Origin of the sequence: Gaiella sp., assembly GCF_035558935.1 — a bacterium.
GTDB lineage: Bacteria > Actinomycetota > Thermoleophilia > Gaiellales > Gaiellaceae > Gaiella.
Genome location: NZ_DATMBZ010000068.1, coordinates 13,631 through 32,208, shown reverse-complemented (window position 1 = coordinate 32,208; position 18,578 = coordinate 13,631). Strand labels below are relative to the sequence as shown.

Genomic DNA, 18,578 nt, shown 5'->3' with positions numbered 1-18,578 from the left:
CCGCGCGATCTCGTCGTCGATCTCCTGCGGGACGTCGTAGACCTTCCGCTCGAGCGATGCCGCGTTGGAGATCACGAACTCGGCGGCGAGCGCCTGGTTCGCGAACGACATGTCCATCACCTGGGCGGGATGGCCCTCGGCGGCGGCGAGGTTGACGAGCCGGCCCTCCGCGAGGAGGTACACCTTGCGACCGTCGGCGAGGGTGAACTCCTCGACGAACGCGCGCGCCTCACGGGTCTCGGTCGCGAGCGACCGAAGCGCCGGGATGTCGATCTCGACGTTGAAGTGGCCCGTGTTCGCGAGGATCGCGCCGTCCTTGAGCCGGTCGATGTGCTCCCTGGCGATCACGTGCTTGTCGCCGGTGGCGGTGACGAAGACGTCGCCGACCTCGGCGGCCTTCTCCATCGGCATCACCTGGAAGCCGTCCATCACTGCCTCGAGCGCCTTCATCGCGTCGACCTCGGTGACGATCACGTGCGCGCCGTGGCCCTTCGCCCGCATCGCGACGCCGCGGCCGCACCAGCCGTAGCCGGCGACGACGAACGAGCGCCCGGCGAGCAGGACGTTCGTCGAGCGGATGATCCCGTCGATCGTCGACTGCCCGGTGCCGTAGCGGTTGTCGAAGAGGTGCTTCGTCTTCGCCTCGTTGACGGCGATCACCGGGAACCCGAGCTTGCCGTCCCGGTCGAGCGCGCGGAGCCTGATGACGCCGGTCGTCGTCTCCTCCGTGCCGGCGATCACGTCGCCGAGCTGCTCGCGACGGGCCGAGTGGAGGATCCCGATCACGTCCGCGCCGTCGTCCATCGTCACGTGCGGCCGGTGGTCGATCGCTGCCTCGAGATGGGCGTAGTACGTGTCGTGGTCCTCGCCCTTGATCGCGAACGTGCCGATGCCGTACTCCTCCACGAGCGCCGCCGCGACGTCGTCCTGCGTCGAGAGCGGGTTCGAGGCGCAGAGGACGACCTCCGCGCCGCCGGCCTTCAGCGTGCGCATCAGGTTCGCCGTCTCCGTGGTCACGTGCAGGCACGCGGAGACGCGGTAGCCGGCCAGAGGCTGCTCCCGCTCGAAGCGGTCGCGGATGGCCGCGAGCACCGGCATCTGCCGGTCGGCCCACTCGATCCGGCGCACGCCCTCGGGCGCGAGCGCGAGATCCTTCACGTCGTGCTTGATGGTCGTTGCCATGTGTTCCTCTCTCGTTGTCCTTCTAGGCTATGAGCAGCCGTTCGTGCTTTCGCTGCTCCCAGGCGATCCAGTCGGCCTCGCTCGCCCCCTCCGCGGGGACGGTCGCGCCGGCCAGCCAGCGCTCGACCGCCTCGCGGAGCTCCGGCTCGCGCCGGAGCCGGACGACGAACGCGACGTCGTCGAGCTCGACGTCGAAGCGGGTGCGCAGCTCTGCCAGGTCGCGCAGGAGCTCGAGCTCCGACTCGCCGTAGCGGCGGTAGCCCGACGGGCTCCGTTCCGGGACGACGAGCCCCGTGGACTCGAGGTACCGGAGCATCCGCGGCGACCACCCGGTGCGCCCCGCGGCCTGGCTGACGGTGTACGTCACGCGCGCGACCTTACCACAACCTTGTCAACCTCTGGCAGTACGCTCTCCGCCGGCGATGCGCGTCCACGTGATCAGCGACATGGAAGGCGTCTCCGGGATCGTCAAGGGAGCGCAGACGGCGGGCGGCAAGCCCCTCTACGACGAGGGGCGCAGGCTTTACACGGAGGAGATCAACGCCGCGGTGCGCGGCGCGAAGGCGGCCGGCGCAACGGAGATCGTCGTGATGGACTGCCACGGCGCCGGCGAGGAGTGGTCGTTCAACTCCCTCGTTCCCGACCTGCTCGACCCCGCGTGCGAGTTCGTCGTGCAGGAGGACTGGACGGAGTACACGGCGTTCCTCGAGCAGGGCTGCGATGCGGCTCTCCTCGTCGGCATGCACGCGCGCGCCGGGTTGCGCTACGGGGTGATGAATCACACCGTGTCGGGCAGGGACTACTTCAACCTCTCGTTCAACGGCACTCTCGTCGGTGAGACGGGGATCCACGCGGCGCTCTGCGGCACCTGGGGCTGCCCCGTGCTGCTCGTCACCGGCGACGACGTGGCCTGTGCCGAAGGACGCGCGTTGCTCGGCGACGGCCTGACGACGGTTGCGGTGAAGACAGGACTCGGCGCGACGTCGGCCCGGCAGATCCCGCCGCTCCGCGTGCGCGAGCTGATCGAGGACGGCGCGAGACGAGCGCTCTCCGACCTCGGGGCCGTCGCGCCGTGGAGCCCGGGAAGCCCGTGCGAGATCCGGGTCGAGTTCAAGCACACGCTCGCCGCCGACAAGCTCCGCTTCCGTCACGGCGTCGAGCGCGTCGACGACCGCACGATCTCGGTCACGGCCGACACGTGGTGGGAAGCCTGGAAGGCGTTCTACTTCTAGAGGCTTGATGCGGGTTGGAGGCACGCAGGCCTCTAGGGCGCGCTCGTCCCCTCGCGGCCGTAGCGGTCCTCGAGGCGGACGACGTCGTCGAGATGCGGCGTCGAGACCTCGACGATCAGCGTGTCCTCGATCGCGGTCACGCGGTGCACGGTGCCGGGGCGGTAGCGGAACGCGTCGCCCGGGCCGATCTCCGTCGACTCGAGCGGGCCGTCGACCTCACCGAGCTCGAGCGACGCCTTCCCCTCCTGGACCAGCCACGACTCGTCCTTCACCTCGTGGTACTGGAGGCTCAAGGAGTGGCCCGCCCGCACGAAGAGCAGCTTCCCGACATACGCGTCGGCCTCGGCCCAGACGAGCTCCCAGCCCCACGGCTTGTCGACCCGGCGCGGCGTAACTCCGTACCGGCTGCTCACCCGAGCCACTCCGGGTGCTCCGCGACGTACTCGTCGGCTCGACGGAGCTCCTTCGGCGTGTTCACCGTCAGCCAGACGCCCGTGTGCCGGAAGGCGCGCAGCTTGCCGTCGGCCGCGAGCTCGGGGAACGCGGTCGTCTCGTGGTCGCCCTGCTCGGGGAAGCGCGCAAGCGCCTCCTCGGAGAGGACGTAGATCCCGCAGTTGACCCAGTACGGGACGCGCGAGACCTCGTGGAAGCCGGTCACGACGTCGTCGTCGGTCAGCTCGACCTGCCCGAACTGCGACGGCGGCTGCGCGACGGTCACGGTCGCCGCCGCGCCCGTGGAGCGATGGCGCTCCAGAAGTGCCGGGAAGTCGACGTCGACGAGCTCGTCGCCGTTCATCGCGAGCACGTCGCCCGTCTCGTCGCGCATCGCGGAGGCGTAGCGGATTCCCCCGCCGCGGCCGAGCCGCTCGGGCTCGCCGGCGCAGACGAGCTCGACGTCGAGGTCGCCGAGACGGTCGTGGAAGACCTGCTCGTCGCCACCGAAGCAGCTCACGATCACCCGCCGGACGCCCGCCTGCGCGAGCCGCCCGATCTGCCAGGCGAGGAGGGGCCGTCCGCCGACGGGAACGAGCGACTTCGGCAGCCCGCCCGCAGCGTCGCCGAGCCGCTCCGCCTTGCCGCCCGCGAGGACGATCGCCTCCATCAGCTGTTCGCAGGCGAGCCGTTCGGCGGTGCGGCGCGGCCGACCGCGTCGTACGCAAAGCCGGCGGCGCGCATCGCATCGGGATCGAGCATGTTGCGCCCGTCGACGAAGATCGGCCGCCGCATCGCCGCGGCGACCGCCGGCCAGTCGACGTCGCGGAGCTGCGGCCACTCCGTCACGAGGACGACCGCGTCCGCCCCCCGGACGGCGTCGTCCACGGTCTCGACCTGCTCGACGCCGTGCAGCCCGTCCGCGTGTGCGACCGGGTCCCAGGCGACGACGTCCGCGCCCTCGGCGAGGAGTCGCCCGGCGAGCACGAACGCCGGAGCCTCGCGCGTGTCGTCGGTGTTCGGCTTGAACGCGAGCCCCAGGAGGGCCACGCGCTTGCCGCGGAGCGAACCGAGCATCTGCGTGAGCTTTCCGATGACACGCCGTTTCTGCAGCTCGTTGACCTCGATCACGGCGTTCAACACCTGGAAGTGGTAGCCGGAGTTCGCCGCGAGCTGCTTGAGCGCGAGCGAGTCTTTCGGAAAACACGAGCCGCCGAAGCCGACCCCCGCGCGGAGGAAGCTCTTGCCGATGCGGCGGTCGTGGCCTATGCCCTCGGCGACCTTCACCACGTCCGCGCCCGTTGCCTCGCACACGTTCGCGATCTCGTTGATGAACGAGATGCGCGTCATCAGCGCGGCATTCGCCGCGAGCTTGATCATCTCCGCGGAGGCGACGTCCGCGCGCACGACCGGCGCGTCGATCCCGCGGTGGAGCTCCTCGACCGCGTCACCGTCCGCCTCGTCGAACGCGCCGATCACGATCCGGTCGGGCTCCATGAAGTCCTTGACAGCAGTGCCCTCGGCGGTGAACTCCGGGTTGGAGACGTAGCCGACGTGGCCGAGCCCGCGCTGGTCGAGGCGGTGCCGAACCTTTTCACCGGTCCCGACCGGGACGGTGCTCTTCATCGCGATCACGATCCTGCGGTCGATCGCGGGTAGCTCGTCGACCACCGTCCAGACCGCGGAGAGGTCGGCGTCGCCCGAAAAGGTCGGGGGCGTGCCAACCGCGACGTAGACGAACTCGGCGCCGTCGATCGCCTCGGCGACGTCGAGTGTGAAGCCGATGCGGTCGCGGTTTCCGGCGAGCAGCTCGTCGAGCCCCGGCTCGTAGATCGGAACCTCGCCGCGCCGGAGCGCCGCGATCCTCTCGGGGACGACATCGCGCACCATGACCGTGTGACCGAGCTCGGCGAAGCATGCCCCGGTGACGAGCCCGACGTAGCCCGCCCCGAAGACGGCGATGCGCTTCCCCTGGTCGCTCATGCTCGCGCGGACGATAGTCGCGCCGGCGGCGTTACGACTTGCCGACCTTCGCGAGCGGCTGGAGCCCCTTCGCGATCGCGATCATCGTCTCGTTCGAAAGACGGTCGAGCAACGTGTTGACGACCCAGTACGTCGCGCCGTCGGTCTGGAGCACCACCATGTGCAGCCGTGGGCCGTTGTAGTAGAGCTCGTAGCGCCGGCCGCCGATCTTGCGCACGAAGTTGCGGCCGGAGAGAACGGGCGCGTCCGCCCAGTCGGTCATCTGCACACCCCAGTACTCGTTGCCGAGCCGGTATGTCAGACGGACCGCGCGGTGCTTCTTCTCGGGGTCGATCCAGTAGGTGCGGATCGGCATCTCGCGGTCGACCCACGAGGAGCGCTCGATCCTCGTCGGCACCATCAGCGGGAAGTCGATCTCATTGCGGTACTGCCGCAGCAGATCGACCGCTGCGCTCGCCCCCGAGACGACGTTCGCGGGCTCGCGCTGCGGGGTCTGGTCGATCGGCGCCGAGGCAAGCCGCCCGTGGAACGTCTGGCCCAGGACGACGACGAGCATCGCGCCGTTTCCGAGCGCGCGGATCTTCGGCACGAGCTTTCCGACGTCGGCGGAGCCGAACAGCGCGGCCACCTTCTTCGCGGCGGGCTTCGCTCCCTTGACGCGCGGGTCGAAATAGACCTGCGTGCGGAAGTAGTCGTAGCTCGGGGCGTCGGCGCGCAGGCCGTTGGCGGGCACCAGCATCTGGTAGCCCCTCTGCGAGAGGAGGTAGCTCGCGGAGGACGCGGCACCCTCGACGCCGTTGCCGTTCAGCACGAGCACGCTCGTCTCCCGCGGCGCGGGGGCGTGCTCCTTGAGCTTCTCGCCGAGCGCGACCGCCGTCGCCTTGCGCGGCGACTCGACGTCCGGGTTGCGGAACTCGCGCACGGCGCGCTGGATGTTCTCGGGCGATGTCGTCAGATCGTTCAGGCCGGAGAGCCCGTCGATCCGCGCCTGGAAGGTGTGGCCCGCCGGCAGCGAGTACGCGAGCAGGGCATACCGGAGCACGGTCCGCGCGCTCACGTCCTTGCCGCCCCCCTGCCCCACCTCCACGTTGGACGTGACGACCTTGATCACCTGCGGCAGCTTCGTGACGGAGAACGCAGACTCGATCTGATCCTTGAACGCGCGGACGAAGAGCTGCTGGCGCGCCGTCCGGTACACGTCGGAGTCGGTATGGCGAAAGCGGACGAAGTCGAGCGCCTTCGTGCCGTTCATGTGCTGGTAGCCGGGGCGCAGGTTGATCTTCGCGTAGCCCGTCGGCCCTCCGTGGTCGTTGAAGTACCGACGGTCGACGTCGAGCCACACGCCGCCGAGCTTGTCGACGAGCTGCCGGAAGCCCCGGAAGTTGACGGTCACGATGTAGTTGATCGGGACGCCCGTGAGATCCCTGACGGTCTGGACCGCGCCGGTCGGTCCGCACGTCGCATACGCGGCGTTGATCTTCGAGACGAACGGCGTGTGACCGGGGCAGTGGATCTCGACGCTCAGGTCGCGGGGGAACGAGAGGAGCGAGATCGTCTTCTCGCCGGGATCGGCGCGCACGAGCATCAGCGTGTCCGAGCGCGAGGGTGTGTTCTTCGCTTCGTCGGCGCGATGGTCGTAGCCGATCATGAGGGCGGTTGCGGGCTCGCCGGGCAGGGCGATGTCGAGCTTCTCGAGCGCCTTCTTCACCTCGGCGGTCTTCGGCGCGACCGCTGCCACGGACTCGTGCAGGTACAGGTACGCGCCGCCCGTCGTGCCCCCGACGAGCACGGCCAGGACGAGTGCGGCCCAGCCGAGGATCTGGAACGCGAGCGACCGCCCGCTGCGCGGCGGCGGGGGCGGCTGGCGGTAGACGGTGACCGACCCGAGAGGCGACGGGGGGACGGCGACCCGGCCGTTGCCGTTCAGGGTGGCGCCGCGGCCGACTCCTCTCTTCAGCGTGGTTCGCATGTGGACGAGGGCGCCCGCGCGCCCGAGACGTGAACGGTAGCCCACGCCCCGGCGGGCCTCGTGTTGCGCCTTCGCTAACCCGGGTCCCGCGCCGCGCTCAGCTCACGGGGATCCGACCGGCCTCGGGCACCAGGACCGCGTCGAGCTGTTCGGCGAGGAACGCGATCTCCTCGGGCGTGCCGGCGGTGATTCGAAGCGCAGACGGGGCGCCGAACGACCCCATCGGGCGCACGATCACGCCGCGGCGGAGGAGCCGCTGGTAGAGCGCAGCAGCGTCTTCGCCGACGTCGACGAAGAGGAAGTTCCCGACTGCCGGCGAGATCGGGTCGAACCCGTGCTCACGGAGCACCGCCTCGAGCGCCGCCATCGCGTCGCGGTTGACTGCGCGCCGCCGCTCGAGCTCGGCATCGTCGTCGAGGCTCGCGAGCGCCGCCTCCTGCGCGGGCGTCGTCACGTCGAACGCGCGCTGCACCTTCCGCATCGCGGAGACGACTCCGGCAGGCCCGACGCCGTACCCGATCCGGAGCCCTGCGAGGCCGAAGATCTTCGAGAAGGTGCGGAGCGCAAGCACGTTGCGGCCGCGCTTCGCGGCCTCCTCGATCGCGTCCGGGAACGACGGGTCCTCGACGTACTGGAAGTACGCCTCGTCGATCACTGTGAGGACGTGCTCCGGCACGGCGTCGAGGAAGCGGAGCAGGTCCTCGCGCCGTGTCATCGTCCCGGTCGGGTTGTTCACCGTCGGGACGAAGGCGAGCTTCGTCCGGGACGTCACCGCGGCGAGGAGCGCGTCGACGTCGACCCTGCCGACGTCGAGCGGCACGCGCACCGTGACGGCAGCGGCCTTGAGCGGGTCGAGCACGTAGCTCGGGAACGAGGGCCACGGCGTGACGATCTCGTCGCCGGGATCGAGCGTCGACTGGCAGACGTAGCCGATCACGGCATCGGCGCCCGCGGCGACGATCACCTCCTCGAAACGGACGCCGTGTCGCTCGGCGAGCGTCTCGCGCAGGCGGTAGCAGCCGCCGTCGGGGTAGCGGTTCGACTCGGGCAGCGCGCGTCGGATCGCCTCGATCGCCACAGGGAAGGGGCCGAACGGCCCTTCGTTCGACGCTAGCTTGACGACGTGGTCGAGCCCGAGCTCGCGCTGCACCACCTCGACCGGCTTGCCGGGCTCGTAGGGGACGAGGCCGTCGAGCGCCGGGCGGATCAGCTCCGACCGGGGTTCGACGGACGGGCTCACGTCGGGACGGTGTCCGGGACGGTCGCGACGGAAGGCGCGACCGTCTCCGGGCCGACCCACTCGGGCTCGCCGCCGCCGGCGAGGCGCCGCCAGACGACGAAGCCCGCCGCGAGGGCACCGACGAGCGCGAGCCCGCCGAGCACGGCCCGGATCTTGCCCCGCCGCGCGGCCGCACCGGTCGCGACGCCGGCGACGGCCATCGCCGCGCGGCGCTTCAGCCAGCGCCGGCCGAACCACCAGGCGACGGCCCACATGAGTGCGCTCTTGCGGTCGCGCATGACGAGAGCCTACTCCGTCTCCCGCTTCCGTCGCTTCGCGACGAGGTGGATCGGCCGACCGAGCGCGACGAGCGCCGCCTCCTTGAGCCCCTCCGCGAGCGTCGGATGCGGCGCGACGCCGTCGCCCACCGTCTCGATCGTCGACTCCGCATCGAGCGCGACGACAGCCTCGCCGATCAGGTCGGTTGCACGCGTACCGACGATCACGACGCCGAGGAGCTCGCCGTACTTCGCCTCGTGGATCGTCTTCACCCAGCCTGTCGTATCGCCCGACATCACCGCGCGCGCGATCGCCGCCCACGGGGCGCGGCCGACGACCACGTCGTCGCCGTACTGCTCGCGCGCCTGCGCCTCCGTGAGGCCGACGCCGGCGATCTCGGGGTCGGTGTAGATCGGCCGCGGCACCGCGGGCTCACCGATCCTGGACTCGTGGCCCATCGCGTTCTCCGCGGCGACCTCGCCCTCGCGAAAGCCCGTGTGGGCCAGCTGCCAGTACCCCGCGACGTCGCCTGCCGCGTAGATGTGCGGGACGTTCGTGCGGCGGTGGTCGTCGGTGGCGATCCGCGTCCGATCGAAGGTGACCCCCGCGGCCTCGAGCCCGAGGCCCTCGACGAGCGCCGCGCGGCCGACCGAGACGAGCATGAGGTCGCAGTCGACGGTCTCGCCCTCGCCGAAGTGGACGGTGAGGTGCTCCCCGTGGTCGTCCACCTGCGTGCACTGCTTCGACAGGTGCTGGGCGATCCCGCGCTTGCGGAACGCCTTCTCGAGCTCCTTCGAGGCGTCGGCGTCCTCGCCGGGGATCAGATTCGGCAGCATCTCGATGATCGTCACCTCGGTGCCGAAGCGGTTGAAGATCGAGGCGAACTCGCAGCCGATGATGCCGCCGCCGAGCACGACGAGCCGTGCCGGCACCTGAGTCTGACCGAGCAGCCCCGTCGAGTCGACGCAGCGCGGCGAGTCGAGGCCGGGGATCGGCGGGCGCAGCGGGAACGACCCGGTCGCGATGATCGCGCTCTTGAAGGTGACCTCCTCCGCGCCCTCCACAGCGATCGCGTTGGGGCCGGTGAACGTGCCCTTCCCCTTCACCCACTCGACGCCGTTCGCCTTGAAGAGCGACGCGATGCCGCCGGTCATCTGGTCGACGACGGCGTCCTTCCAGGAGGCGACGGTGCCGAACTCGAGCGTCGGCTCGGCCGTGACGACGCCGAGCTTCGCGAACGTCTCCTGCGCGTCGTGGTAGGCGTGCGCACTTTGCACCCAGGCCTTCGTGGGAATGCAGCCAACGCGGAGGCATGTCCCGCCCAGCGCGGGCGCCTCCTCGATGCAGGCGACCTTGCCGCCCAGCTGTGTTGCCCGGATCGCGGCCGTGTACCCGGCGGGGCCGCCTCCGAGGACGGCGACGTCGACGTTCATGCGGTTTCGGTCCCTTCGTTCGTCGGTTGCGAGGTCGAGGTGTCGAGCTGCGCGAGCATCGTGACAGAGTCCTCGTCCTCCGCGACCTGCTCGAAGCCGTGGCGACCGTAGAGCTCGATCGCGCCGGCGTTGGCGCGGTCGACGCTGAGCGAGATGGTCGGGTAGCCGGCCGCGCGGGCGTCGCGCAGGAGCGCCTCCAGCAGCGCGGTGCCGACGCCCTTGCCGCGCGCGTTCGGGACGACGGCGATCGCCAGCTCCGGCGTCCGCTCGTCGACGAACCCGTAGCCCGGCCGGTCGTTGTCGAACAACCGGTACCACGCGGCTCCGACGGGAAAGCCCTTGTCGATCGCGATCACGGCAGTGTCGCCCGGGCGGCCCCACGCCTTGACATACAGCGCCACAGGGCCCGGGCCGGTGTCGGGCGCGCGCTCCTTCCAGTAGTAGGCGTGGTGAAGCATGTCCCGGAGGAAGCGCACGTCCTGGGCGCCGCCGCGCCGGACGACGATCTTCGCGCTCTCGCCCGTCACAGCGCGAGCGTCGGCTGCTCGATGAGCGCGACGAGCGTCTGCAGAAACTCGGCGCCGTCGGCACCGTCGATCGCGCGGTGGTCGCACGTCAGCGTCAGGCGGACGATCGGCGCCACGCCCAGCTCGCCGTCCGTGACGACGGCCTCGTCCTTCACGGCCCCGACGGCGAGAATCGCCACCTGCGGCGGGTTGAGCACGGCCGTGAACGTCTCGACGCCGAACATCCCCAGGTTCGAGATCGTGAACGTGCCGCCCTCGAGATCGGGCAGCTTGAGCTTGTTGTCACGTGCCCGCCCGACGAGATCCGCCCGCACCCGCGCGATCTCCTGCACGGTCAGCCGCTCGGCGCCCCGGATCACCGGCACGACGAGGCCCTGCGGCGCGGCAACCGCGATCCCGACATGCGCGTTCGGATGACGCTGGATCTCCTCGCCGCTGAACGTCGCGTTGACCGGCGCGTGACGCATGAGCGCCACGGCGCTCAGCTTGACGAGCACGTCGTTGACGGTGGGCTTCACGTCGCCCTCGGCGAGCCGCTCGACGAGCTTCTCGCGGAGCGCGAGCGCCTCGCTCATGTCGGCCGAGATGCCGAGCTGGAAGACAGGCGCCGTCCATGCCTCGGTGAGCCGCCGCGCGATCGTCTTCCGAACGGACGACAGCTGAACGACCTCGACCTCCGCCTGAGGCATCGCGACGGGCGCGGGTGAGGGCGGGCCTGCAGCAGCCGCGCGCTCCACGTCCTCGGCGAGGATCCGCCCTTCCGGCCCCGTTCCCTGCAACGACTCGAGCTCGACACCGCGCTCCCGCGCGATCCGGCGCGCGAGGGGCGACGCCTTCACGCGGGCAGCCTGCGCCCGCCCTTCGGGCGGCCGAGGACTCGAAGTGCCGGCTGGCTCCTCGCCCGGACTCTTCACCTCGGCGACCGGCTCCGGTTCCTCGGGAACGCCGGTCTCCACGCTCTCTCTCGCGGAAGCGGCGTGAGCCGGTTCCGCCGCGCCGTCGCTCTCGATGACGGCGACCGTCGCGCCGACCTCGATCTCGCCCTCGGGGACGACGATCTGGACGAGCCTCCCGTCCACCTCCGCCTCGACCTCCTGGGTCACCTTGTCGGTGTCGAGCTCGTACAGCGGTTCGCCCTTCTTCACCGCGTCTCCTTCGGACTTCAGCCAGCGCACGATCACGCCTGACTCCATGCCCTGGCCGAGCCGCGGCAGCTTGAGATCGGTCGGCATCAGCTGACGGCGACGTCGTCGACGAGGACGGTCCCGGCGCGCGGCTCGGCTTCGACCCGGGTCACGCGCGTCATTATGCTGACCGCCGTGAAGCTGGTGGATCAGTGGGGCGCGCTCGAGCGGCGCCTCCCCGGCGACTGGGAGACGGTCGCCCTCCGGCTTCGCACCGAGCAGCCCGAGGAGCTTTCCGAGGCGGCCCGGATCCTCGGCCCGATGAACGTGGGCCTCGCCCGCGACGAGCTCGCCTTCACCGTCCGTCGCGCCGGCGGCGCGTCCGGCCCGGAGGCCGCCCGTCGCCTCTTCGGCCGACTCGACGACGCGCGCATCTGGTGCATCCTCGAGCAGCACGGCGTCGTCGAGACCGAGCCGACGTCGGCCGCCGAAGCGCCGTCCGAGCCCGCCGTCGACTCGTGGGACGCCGCGCTGGCGGAGCTGCCCGCGGGATGGAGCGACCTCCTCTGCCGACTCGAGCTCGGCTCGAGCGCGCTGCTGCCGCGCGCGGCGCTCCTCTGCGCTCCGCTGAACCCCACGCGCGAGCACGGCCAGGTTGCGTTCACGTTCCGCTGCGCGAGCCGGACCGGTTACGGCGTCTCCCCGGAGATGGCGCGGCGATGCTTCGAACGGCTCGACGAGGAGGCAATCGAGGGGCGCGTCTCGGTGCTCCGCGTGCTGTCGGACGCCCACAACGTCGCCACGCAGGGCGTCGTGTGGTACGTCGGCGGCAAGGCCCTCTGACGAAGGACAGAGCTCAGGCGACCTTGACGGTCGTCCGCATCGTCGTGCGATGCGGATCGCACTGGACGACGAGCGTGCCCTTCCGGAGCACGACGCGCCAGGTCTTGGTCCCGACGAACCCGACGCCGGTCGCCTGCGAGACCCCGGCGCCGCGGAGGCGTGCGTTGTGCGCCTTCGAGCGGTCCCGGACGACGACCGTGTAGGCGCCTGGGCGGAGCAACGTCACCCGCTTGCCCGCGAGGGTCTTCAGCGAGATCGTCGCCGTGGGCCCGACGGTGAGCGCGAGCCGCGACCCGACCTTCGCCGACGGGGCGGGTGGAGCAGGCGGAGGCGGCGGCGTCGTGGTGGGCGGCGGCGCGCCCGCGCCGACGGTGAACGTGCCGACCATTCTCGACGGGTGCACGTCACAGACGAACCGGTAGCTCCCGTCTCCCAGCGTGACGCGGAACGTCGTGTCGCCGGTCGTCTCCACGCCCGTGGTGACGTCGACACCGGGCCCGCTCAGGTGGAAGTTGTGCTCCTCCGAGAGGTCCTTCACCTCGATCTCGGCCGCGCCGGCCTGGAGCGTCTTCACGTCGGCGCCGTCCGGCGTCTTCAGCGTGATCGAGAAGCCGGGCCCGACGGTTCCCGCGAGCTTCGTCTCCTCCGCGCCTGCCGACGCGGCGACGACGAGAGCGGCGACCGCGATGCCGGCAATGCCGTGACGACGCTTCACTGTCCCTCCTTACGCAGCTCGGGCCGGATCGGATTGCGCGAATGCCGTCACGCGCGGAGCTCGGCGTCGAAGCGCTCGCGGAGCGCCTCGACGATCCGAGTCCGGGCGACCTCGGCCTCCTCGTCGGTCAGCGTCCTGTCCGGGGCCTGAAAGACGAGGTGGAGCGCCACGGACTTCCGCCCCTCCCCCACCTGGTCGCCGCGGTAGACGTCGAAGACGCGCACCTCCCGCAGCTCCGTGCCGCCCGTCTCGCGCGCCGCGGCGACGAGGGCGCCGGCCTCCACGTCCTCGCCGACCGCGACGGCGATGTCCTGGCGGTTCGCGGGGTACGTGACGACGTCCTCGTAGAGGATCCGCTCGGGAAGCCGCGAGGCGAGCGCCTCGACGTCGAGCTCGAAGACACCCCACGACCCCTCGAGGTATGTCGGATGGAGCTCCCCGAGCCAGCCGGCGTCGGAAGCGGCCGCCTTCCCTGGGTGAAGCGCGTCATGGGTCGTCCGGCGGAGCTCGAGCGGCAGGTGCGCCGAGGCATGGATCGCTTCGACGGCCCGTCGCGCCGCCTCGAAGCCGCCCTCGGCGATACCGGCCAGGAGCCAACGCTCCTCGGGCAGCGCGTCGCCGGAGGGCCGGTAGACGTGCGCCAGCTCGAAGAGACGGATCGACTGGTTTCCCGCGTCCACGTTCACCCGTGCCGCGTCGACGAGCCCGTGCAGCAGCGTCGTCCGGAGCACGGCCTGCTCGACGGTCATGGGGTCGAGAAGCCGGATCGCGTTGGGGTCCGGGTCGGACGCGACGAGGCTCCACGTGTAGGCCTCCGAGAAGCCGGCGCCGACGAGGACGTCCTCGAGCAGCCGGCGAAAGCGCTGGTCGGGCGTGAGGTGCCCTGCGACCGAGCGCCGGAGAGGGAGCGTGTGCGGGACCCGATCGAGCACCGCTCGCGCGACCTCTTCGATCAGGTCGACCTCGCGGGTCACGTCGCGCGCCCGGAAGGTCGGGACGGTCACGCGCCAGCCGTCGTCGAGCTCGAACCCGAGCCTGGTGAGGAGCGAGCGCTGCTCTTCCGGCGCGACGTCGAGCCCGATCAGCCGCGACGTGCGCTCGGGACGAACGAGCACGACGGGACGGTCGGGCAGGCCGTCGTTCACGTCGACCGAGCCGGTGAGCTCCGCGCCGGTGAGGTCGACGAGCAGACGGCTTGCGAGCACGGCCGCCGGCTCGGCGGCGTAGGGATCGACGCCCTTCTCCCACTTGTTCGAACCCTCAGTCCGGAGACCGAGCCGCTCCGAGGTTCTCAGGACGCCGATCGGCTCGAAGTTCGCGGCCTCGAGCAGCACCTCGGTGGTTGCATCGGAGACCTCCGACGCGAGGCCGCCCATGATCGCCGCGAGCGCGACGGGGCGTTCGCCGTCCGTGATGAGCAGATCGCTCGGCAGGAGCCGGCGCAGCGTGCCGTCGAGCGTGCGGAGCGTCTCTTCCTCGCGCGCGCGCCGCACGACGATGCGACCGTCCGTGAGGAGAGCGCGGTCGAATGCGTGTAACGGGCTCCCCCAGACGTGCATGACGTAGTTCGTGATGTCCACGACATTCGAGATGGAGCGCATCCCGGCGAGGTGGAGGCGGCTGCGCAGCCACTGTGGCGACGGGCCCACCGCGACGTTCGCGAAGCCTCGGCCGATGTACCGTGGGCAGCCCTCGAAGTCGTCCACGACGACGTCGACGGTCTGCATCCCGGTCACGGGCGGATCCTCCGGCTCGGGCAACCGCAGCTCCCCGTCCAGCAGGGCGGTGACTTCCCGGGCGATCCCGACCATCGACAGGAGATCGGGCCGGTTCATGGTCGGCAGGACGTCGAGCACGTGGTCGACGAGCGGCAGCACGTCGGCGAGCGGCGTCCCCGGCTCGAGCCCGTCGGGCAGCAGCATGATCCCGGCGTGGTCGGCGCCGAGGCCGATCTCGTCCTCGGCGAGGATCATCCCGCGCGAGACCTCGCCGCGGAGCGGCCGCTCCTCGAGCGGCCCGGGGAATCCGGGCAGCAGCGCGCCGGGGAGCCCGACGGCGACCGTCGCGCCCGCGCCGAAGTTCCAGGCACCGCAGACGATCTGCTGCGGGTCGGGGTTGCCGACGTCGACCTGGCAGAGCTGCAGGCGGTCCGCGTTCGGGTGCGGCTCGGCGGAGACGACGCGCCCGACCCGGAAGTGCGCCAGGTTCCCGGGCGTGTCGGCAACGCCGACGTCGATCACCCGCTCCACCTCGAGCGACGAGATCGCGAGCCGCCGCGCCATCTCGTGCGGCGTCGCCGTCGTCTCGACGTACTCGCGCAGCCAGGAGACGGGGACTCTCAAAACTGCCTCGAGAAGCGGAGGTCGTTGCGCCACAGCTCGCGGAGATCCGGGAACTCGTGGCGGAGCATCGCGATCCGCTCGAGGCCCCAGCCGAACGCGAAGCCCGTGTAGCGCTCGGGGTCGTACCCGACGAACTCGAACAGCTTCGGCTCGACCATCCCCGCCCCGCCGACCTCGATCCAGCCGGAGTGCCGGCAGACGGGGCAGCCGGCGCCGTCGCACACGTGGCAGGACACGTACGCCTCGATCGAGGGCTCCGTGAAGGGGAAGTAGTGCGTCCGGAACTCCGTGCGGCGCTCCTGCCCGAAGAGCGCCTTGAGCAGGAAGTCGAGCGTCCCCTCGAGGTCGGCGAGCGTGATCCCCTCGTCCACGGCGAGCCCCTCGACCTGGTGGAAGATCGGCGTGTGGGTCGCGTCGGGTGTGTCGCGGCGATAGACGCGGCCGAGCGTGACGATGTAGATCGGCGGCTGCTCGGCCTCCATCGTCCGGATCTGCGTGGGAGACGTCTCGGTGCGGAGCACCGTGTCGTCGTCGACGAACAGGGAGTGCAGACGCGACCGGGCGGGATGGCCGGGCGGGAAGTTGAGGCCGTCGAAGTTGTACCGCGTCGATTCGACCTCCCGGCCGTCGACGACCCGGTATCCGAGCCCGAGGAAGACATCCTCCACCTCGCGACGGATCTGGGTGATCAGGTGCAGGTGCCCGCGCTCGTAGCCGCCGACGGGAAGCGTCACGTCGACGCGCTCCTCGAGGAGGCGCCGGTCGAGCTCGGCCCGGGCGAGCTCGGCCTCGCGGTCGTCCACGGCGCTCTCGATCCGCTCGCGCACGGCGTTGAGCGTCATGCCCGTCTCACGGTCGCGCACCTCGCGGAGCGCGAGCTTGAGCTCGCTCTTGCGCCCCAGGTACTCGACGCGAGCGGACTCGATCTCGTCCGTGGACGACGCGGCGGCGACCGCCGCGAGGGCCGCCTGCTCGAGCGCCTCGACGTCCATGGGACGTCCGAGGCTAGCAAGTGACACATTGCAACTTGGTGCTTGAATCGGACGCATGAGCGAGTACGACGCCTTTGCCGCGGTCTACGACGAGTGGACGGGCCCGATCGGTGAGGACGATGTCGACTTCTACGTCTCGCTCGCGGCCGAGGCGGAAGGGCCCGTGGTCGAGCTGGCGGTGGGGAACGGTCGGGTCGCCGTCCCGATCGCCGTGCGGACGGGCCGACGGGTGATCGGGATCGACGTGTCGCCGGCGATGCTTGCCGGAGCGTCCGAGCGCGCCCGTGCGGCCGGCGTCGAGCTCGATCTGCGGCTCGGCGACATGCGGGAGCTGGCCCTCGAGGAGCGGACCGACCTCGTCATCTGCCCTTTTCGCTCGCTCCTCCACGTTCACGGGCACGACGAGCGGCTCCGCGTCTTCCGCGGTGTCTTCGACACGCTGAGCCCCGGCGGACGCTTTGCCTGGAACGCCTTCGTCTTCGACCCCGAGATCGCGGCCGAGCTCGACGGGCAGTGGCGTGAGCAGGGAGGCGTCCGTCACCGCGTCGACTACGACCACGACGAGCGTCGGATCGACCTCTCCCTCGAGGGAGGCCCGACGATCCCGCTCTGGTGGGCCGACCCCGCGGAGTGGGACCGGCTCGTCGAGGAGTCGGGCCTCGAAGTCGAGGCGCGCTACGGCTGGTTCGACCGCAGCCCCTTCGACGAGTCGAGCCGCGAGGCGGTCTACATGGCGCGGAAGCCGGCATGAGCACCGACGCGCTGTACGACAGGATCGCCACGATCTACGACCCGTGGTCGGTCTCCGTGACCGAGGACGTCGAGCTGTACGTCGCCGAGGCCGTCGCCTCGGGCGGGCCGGTGGTCGAGCTGGCGGTCGGAACGGGCCGGATCGCAGTGCCGGTCGCGAAGGCGGGTATTCGCGTGATCGGCGTCGACCAGTCCTCCGCGATGCTCGCCCGCGCACGCGAGTACGCGGAGCGGGAAGGCGTCTGGGAGCTCGTCGACCTCCGCCAGGGTGACCTGCGCGAGCCGCCGGTCGACGAGCGCGTCCCGCTCGTGACGGTCCCGTTCCGCTCCCTGCTGCACATGGTGGACGAGGAGCAGAAGCTGCGCGCGCTGCGGGCCGCGGCCTCGCTTCTCCTGCCCGGCGGCCGGCTCGTCTTCGACGTGTTCGCCCCGAGCCGGGAGGACATCGAGGAGACGGACGGCCTCTGGCTCGAGCGCGAGCCCGGGATCTTCGAGCGCGCGGACTGGGATCTCCGCACGCGAACGCTCGCGCTCTCCGTGCGCGGCAGCGAAGAGGCGACCACGTTCGAGCTCCACTGGCTCTCGGCTCCGGAGTGGCACCACCTGATCGAAGAAGCCGGCTTCGTCGTCGACGACCTCTACGGCTGGTTCGACCGCCGGCCCTACGAGGGCGGCGAGGACCAGATCTGGGTCTGCCGGCGTCCGCGCTGACGCGAGAAGGGCATGCACCCGCGTGGCTTCAGCCTCGCCCCGCTTGGGTTCAGAGCACCTCGACGTCGTCGCCGACGCGCACCGTGCCCGGCTCGAGCACCTCGGCGTAGACGCCGATACAGGCCTCGCCCTCCACGTCCCCGCGTGCGGCAACGAGCTCGCGGAGGACATCGCGGTCCCGGCAGCCCGTGTCCGGGCTCGCCGACGGGACCGCGCAGCGCGGGGTCGGCCTGCCCACGAGAAGGAGTGCCTCTCCCGCCCGCACCCGTCTGTCGGTCCACCGCTCCTCGCCGAGCGCGTCGGGGCCGTCGAGCTCGAGCAGCATCCGAAACCGGCGTCCGTCGCCGTCGATCAGCGCGACCGACGCGTGCGAGATCATGGTCGCCGGGCGCGAGTCCGTCGCCCAGGCGCCGTTCGTCCGCTCCACGAGCGTCAACGAGCGTCCGACGAGGTCCGACAACGCGTCCGCCCACGGGCCGACGACGACATGTCCGTGCACGTCGCGCCCGTAGACCGTCACCGTGACGTCTTTCCCGCGGACCACGTCTCCCTCGACCGCCTCACCGCCGGGGAGCGTCAAGCCGAGCACGCGCGACCCGGGATCCCACTCCGCCGAGGCCCGCACGAGGGAGGTGTCGCGCTTGCCGTTGTAGAGCCGCAGCCCGTCGTCCACCAACAGGAAGCGCCGATCCTCACGTGCGCCGTCCGGCCCGAGCTCGACCTCCTCCGGGTGGTGGAGGCGAAGGCTCTTCACCGGCGTGACGTTGATGCGGGCGACCTTCGCGATGGTCATACCGGCGGGCGATGCTACAGAGGCGGGTGGACGCGACCGCCGGCCGACGCAT

19 protein-coding genes are annotated in these 18,578 nt (G+C 71.0%); 4 read left to right on the top strand and 15 right to left on the bottom strand.

From position 1 onward, the window contains the following. Both ahcY and VNM44_RS07400 read right to left on the bottom strand, forming a co-directional pair. Nucleotides 1–1,182 (bottom strand): adenosylhomocysteinase (ahcY, locus tag VNM44_RS07405; protein ID WP_325624376.1); only part of this gene is annotated, 1,182 nt, incomplete at its 3' end. A gap of 22 nt (nucleotides 1,183–1,204) precedes the next feature. After that, nucleotides 1,205–1,549 carry a MerR family transcriptional regulator gene (locus VNM44_RS07400; RefSeq protein WP_325624372.1) on the bottom strand — a complete coding sequence of 115 codons (345 nt, stop codon included), beginning with the start codon at nucleotides 1,547–1,549 and terminating at the stop codon, nucleotides 1,205–1,207. A gap of 55 nt (nucleotides 1,550–1,604) precedes the next feature. Between VNM44_RS07400 and VNM44_RS07395 the strand changes: the two genes are divergently transcribed. Further along, nucleotides 1,605–2,414 carry a M55 family metallopeptidase gene (locus VNM44_RS07395; protein WP_325624369.1) on the top strand — a complete coding sequence of 270 codons (810 nt, stop codon included), beginning with the start codon at nucleotides 1,605–1,607 and terminating at the stop codon, nucleotides 2,412–2,414. A gap of 32 nt (nucleotides 2,415–2,446) precedes the next feature. Here the strand turns inward: VNM44_RS07395 and VNM44_RS07390 are convergent, their stop codons facing one another. From VNM44_RS07390 to VNM44_RS07350, 9 genes are all read right to left on the bottom strand, one after another. Next, nucleotides 2,447–2,827: a cupin domain-containing protein gene (locus VNM44_RS07390; RefSeq protein WP_325624366.1), complete on the bottom strand. Its 381-nt coding sequence runs from the start codon at nucleotides 2,825–2,827 to the stop codon at nucleotides 2,447–2,449. Continuing rightward, nucleotides 2,824–3,516, bottom strand: a complete 693-nt coding sequence (locus VNM44_RS07385; protein ID WP_325624364.1) for a nucleotidyltransferase family protein — start codon at nucleotides 3,514–3,516, stop codon at nucleotides 2,824–2,826. The genes VNM44_RS07390 and VNM44_RS07385 overlap by 4 nt, the downstream gene beginning before the upstream one ends. Then, nucleotides 3,516–4,829: a UDP-glucose/GDP-mannose dehydrogenase family protein gene (locus tag VNM44_RS07380; RefSeq protein ID WP_325624362.1), complete on the bottom strand. Its 1,314-nt coding sequence runs from the start codon at nucleotides 4,827–4,829 to the stop codon at nucleotides 3,516–3,518. Before VNM44_RS07380 ends, VNM44_RS07385 begins: the two co-directional genes overlap by 1 nt. Nucleotides 4,830–4,860: 31 nt before the next feature. Then, nucleotides 4,861–6,798, bottom strand: a complete 1,938-nt coding sequence (locus VNM44_RS07375; RefSeq protein WP_325624358.1) for an LCP family protein — start codon at nucleotides 6,796–6,798, stop codon at nucleotides 4,861–4,863. 97 nt (nucleotides 6,799–6,895) lie between these two features. Then, nucleotides 6,896–8,038 (bottom strand): histidinol-phosphate transaminase, encoded by a 1,143-nt coding sequence (gene hisC, locus VNM44_RS07370; protein WP_325624355.1) that lies wholly within the window; start codon nucleotides 8,036–8,038, stop codon nucleotides 6,896–6,898. Further along, a complete protein-coding gene (locus tag VNM44_RS07365; RefSeq protein ID WP_325624353.1) occupies nucleotides 8,035–8,316 on the bottom strand; it encodes a hypothetical protein in 282 nt (93 codons plus the stop codon). Before VNM44_RS07365 ends, hisC begins: the two co-directional genes overlap by 4 nt. A gap of 9 nt (nucleotides 8,317–8,325) precedes the next feature. Continuing rightward, complete coding sequence (gene lpdA / locus VNM44_RS07360; RefSeq protein ID WP_325624350.1) at nucleotides 8,326–9,729, bottom strand: dihydrolipoyl dehydrogenase; 1,404 nt, start codon at nucleotides 9,727–9,729, stop codon at nucleotides 8,326–8,328. Then, nucleotides 9,726–10,256: a GNAT family N-acetyltransferase gene (locus VNM44_RS07355; protein WP_325624348.1), complete on the bottom strand. Its 531-nt coding sequence runs from the start codon at nucleotides 10,254–10,256 to the stop codon at nucleotides 9,726–9,728. Before VNM44_RS07355 ends, lpdA begins: the two co-directional genes overlap by 4 nt. Beyond that, nucleotides 10,253–11,488, bottom strand: a complete 1,236-nt coding sequence (locus VNM44_RS07350) for a dihydrolipoamide acetyltransferase family protein (protein WP_325624346.1) — start codon at nucleotides 11,486–11,488, stop codon at nucleotides 10,253–10,255. The genes VNM44_RS07355 and VNM44_RS07350 overlap by 4 nt, the downstream gene beginning before the upstream one ends. A gap of 87 nt (nucleotides 11,489–11,575) precedes the next feature. Between VNM44_RS07350 and VNM44_RS07345 the strand changes: the two genes are divergently transcribed. After that, complete coding sequence (locus VNM44_RS07345) at nucleotides 11,576–12,223, top strand: hypothetical protein (RefSeq protein WP_325624344.1); 648 nt, start codon at nucleotides 11,576–11,578, stop codon at nucleotides 12,221–12,223. A 13-nt stretch (nucleotides 12,224–12,236) separates the two neighbouring features. Here VNM44_RS07345 and VNM44_RS07340 read toward each other — a convergent pair whose 3' ends face one another. Genes VNM44_RS07340 through pheS form a run of 3 tightly spaced genes read right to left on the bottom strand, consistent with a single transcriptional unit; the run spans nucleotide 12,237 to nucleotide 16,272 of the window. Further along, nucleotides 12,237–12,938, bottom strand: a complete 702-nt coding sequence (locus tag VNM44_RS07340; RefSeq protein ID WP_325624342.1) for a hypothetical protein — start codon at nucleotides 12,936–12,938, stop codon at nucleotides 12,237–12,239. Nucleotides 12,939–12,985: 47 nt separating this feature from the next. Next, on the bottom strand, nucleotides 12,986–15,280 hold the full coding sequence (gene pheT / locus VNM44_RS07335) for a phenylalanine--tRNA ligase subunit beta (RefSeq protein ID WP_325624340.1): 2,295 nt from the start codon (nucleotides 15,278–15,280) through the stop codon (nucleotides 12,986–12,988). Continuing rightward, complete coding sequence (gene pheS / locus VNM44_RS07330; RefSeq protein ID WP_325624338.1) at nucleotides 15,277–16,272, bottom strand: phenylalanine--tRNA ligase subunit alpha; 996 nt, start codon at nucleotides 16,270–16,272, stop codon at nucleotides 15,277–15,279. Before pheS ends, pheT begins: the two co-directional genes overlap by 4 nt. 55 nt (nucleotides 16,273–16,327) lie before the next feature. On the opposite strand from pheS, the gene VNM44_RS07325 reads away from it, so the two are divergent. Continuing rightward, nucleotides 16,328–17,023: a class I SAM-dependent methyltransferase gene (locus VNM44_RS07325; RefSeq protein ID WP_325624336.1), complete on the top strand. Its 696-nt coding sequence runs from the start codon at nucleotides 16,328–16,330 to the stop codon at nucleotides 17,021–17,023. Further along, on the top strand, nucleotides 17,020–17,733 hold the full coding sequence (locus VNM44_RS07320) for a class I SAM-dependent methyltransferase (RefSeq protein ID WP_325624334.1): 714 nt from the start codon (nucleotides 17,020–17,022) through the stop codon (nucleotides 17,731–17,733). Before VNM44_RS07325 ends, VNM44_RS07320 begins: the two co-directional genes overlap by 4 nt. A gap of 49 nt (nucleotides 17,734–17,782) precedes the next feature. On the opposite strand, the gene VNM44_RS07315 is transcribed toward VNM44_RS07320, so the two are convergent. Beyond that, nucleotides 17,783–18,526 carry an MOSC domain-containing protein gene (locus VNM44_RS07315; protein ID WP_325624331.1) on the bottom strand — a complete coding sequence of 248 codons (744 nt, stop codon included), beginning with the start codon at nucleotides 18,524–18,526 and terminating at the stop codon, nucleotides 17,783–17,785. Between the last annotated feature and the right edge of the window lie 52 nt (nucleotides 18,527–18,578).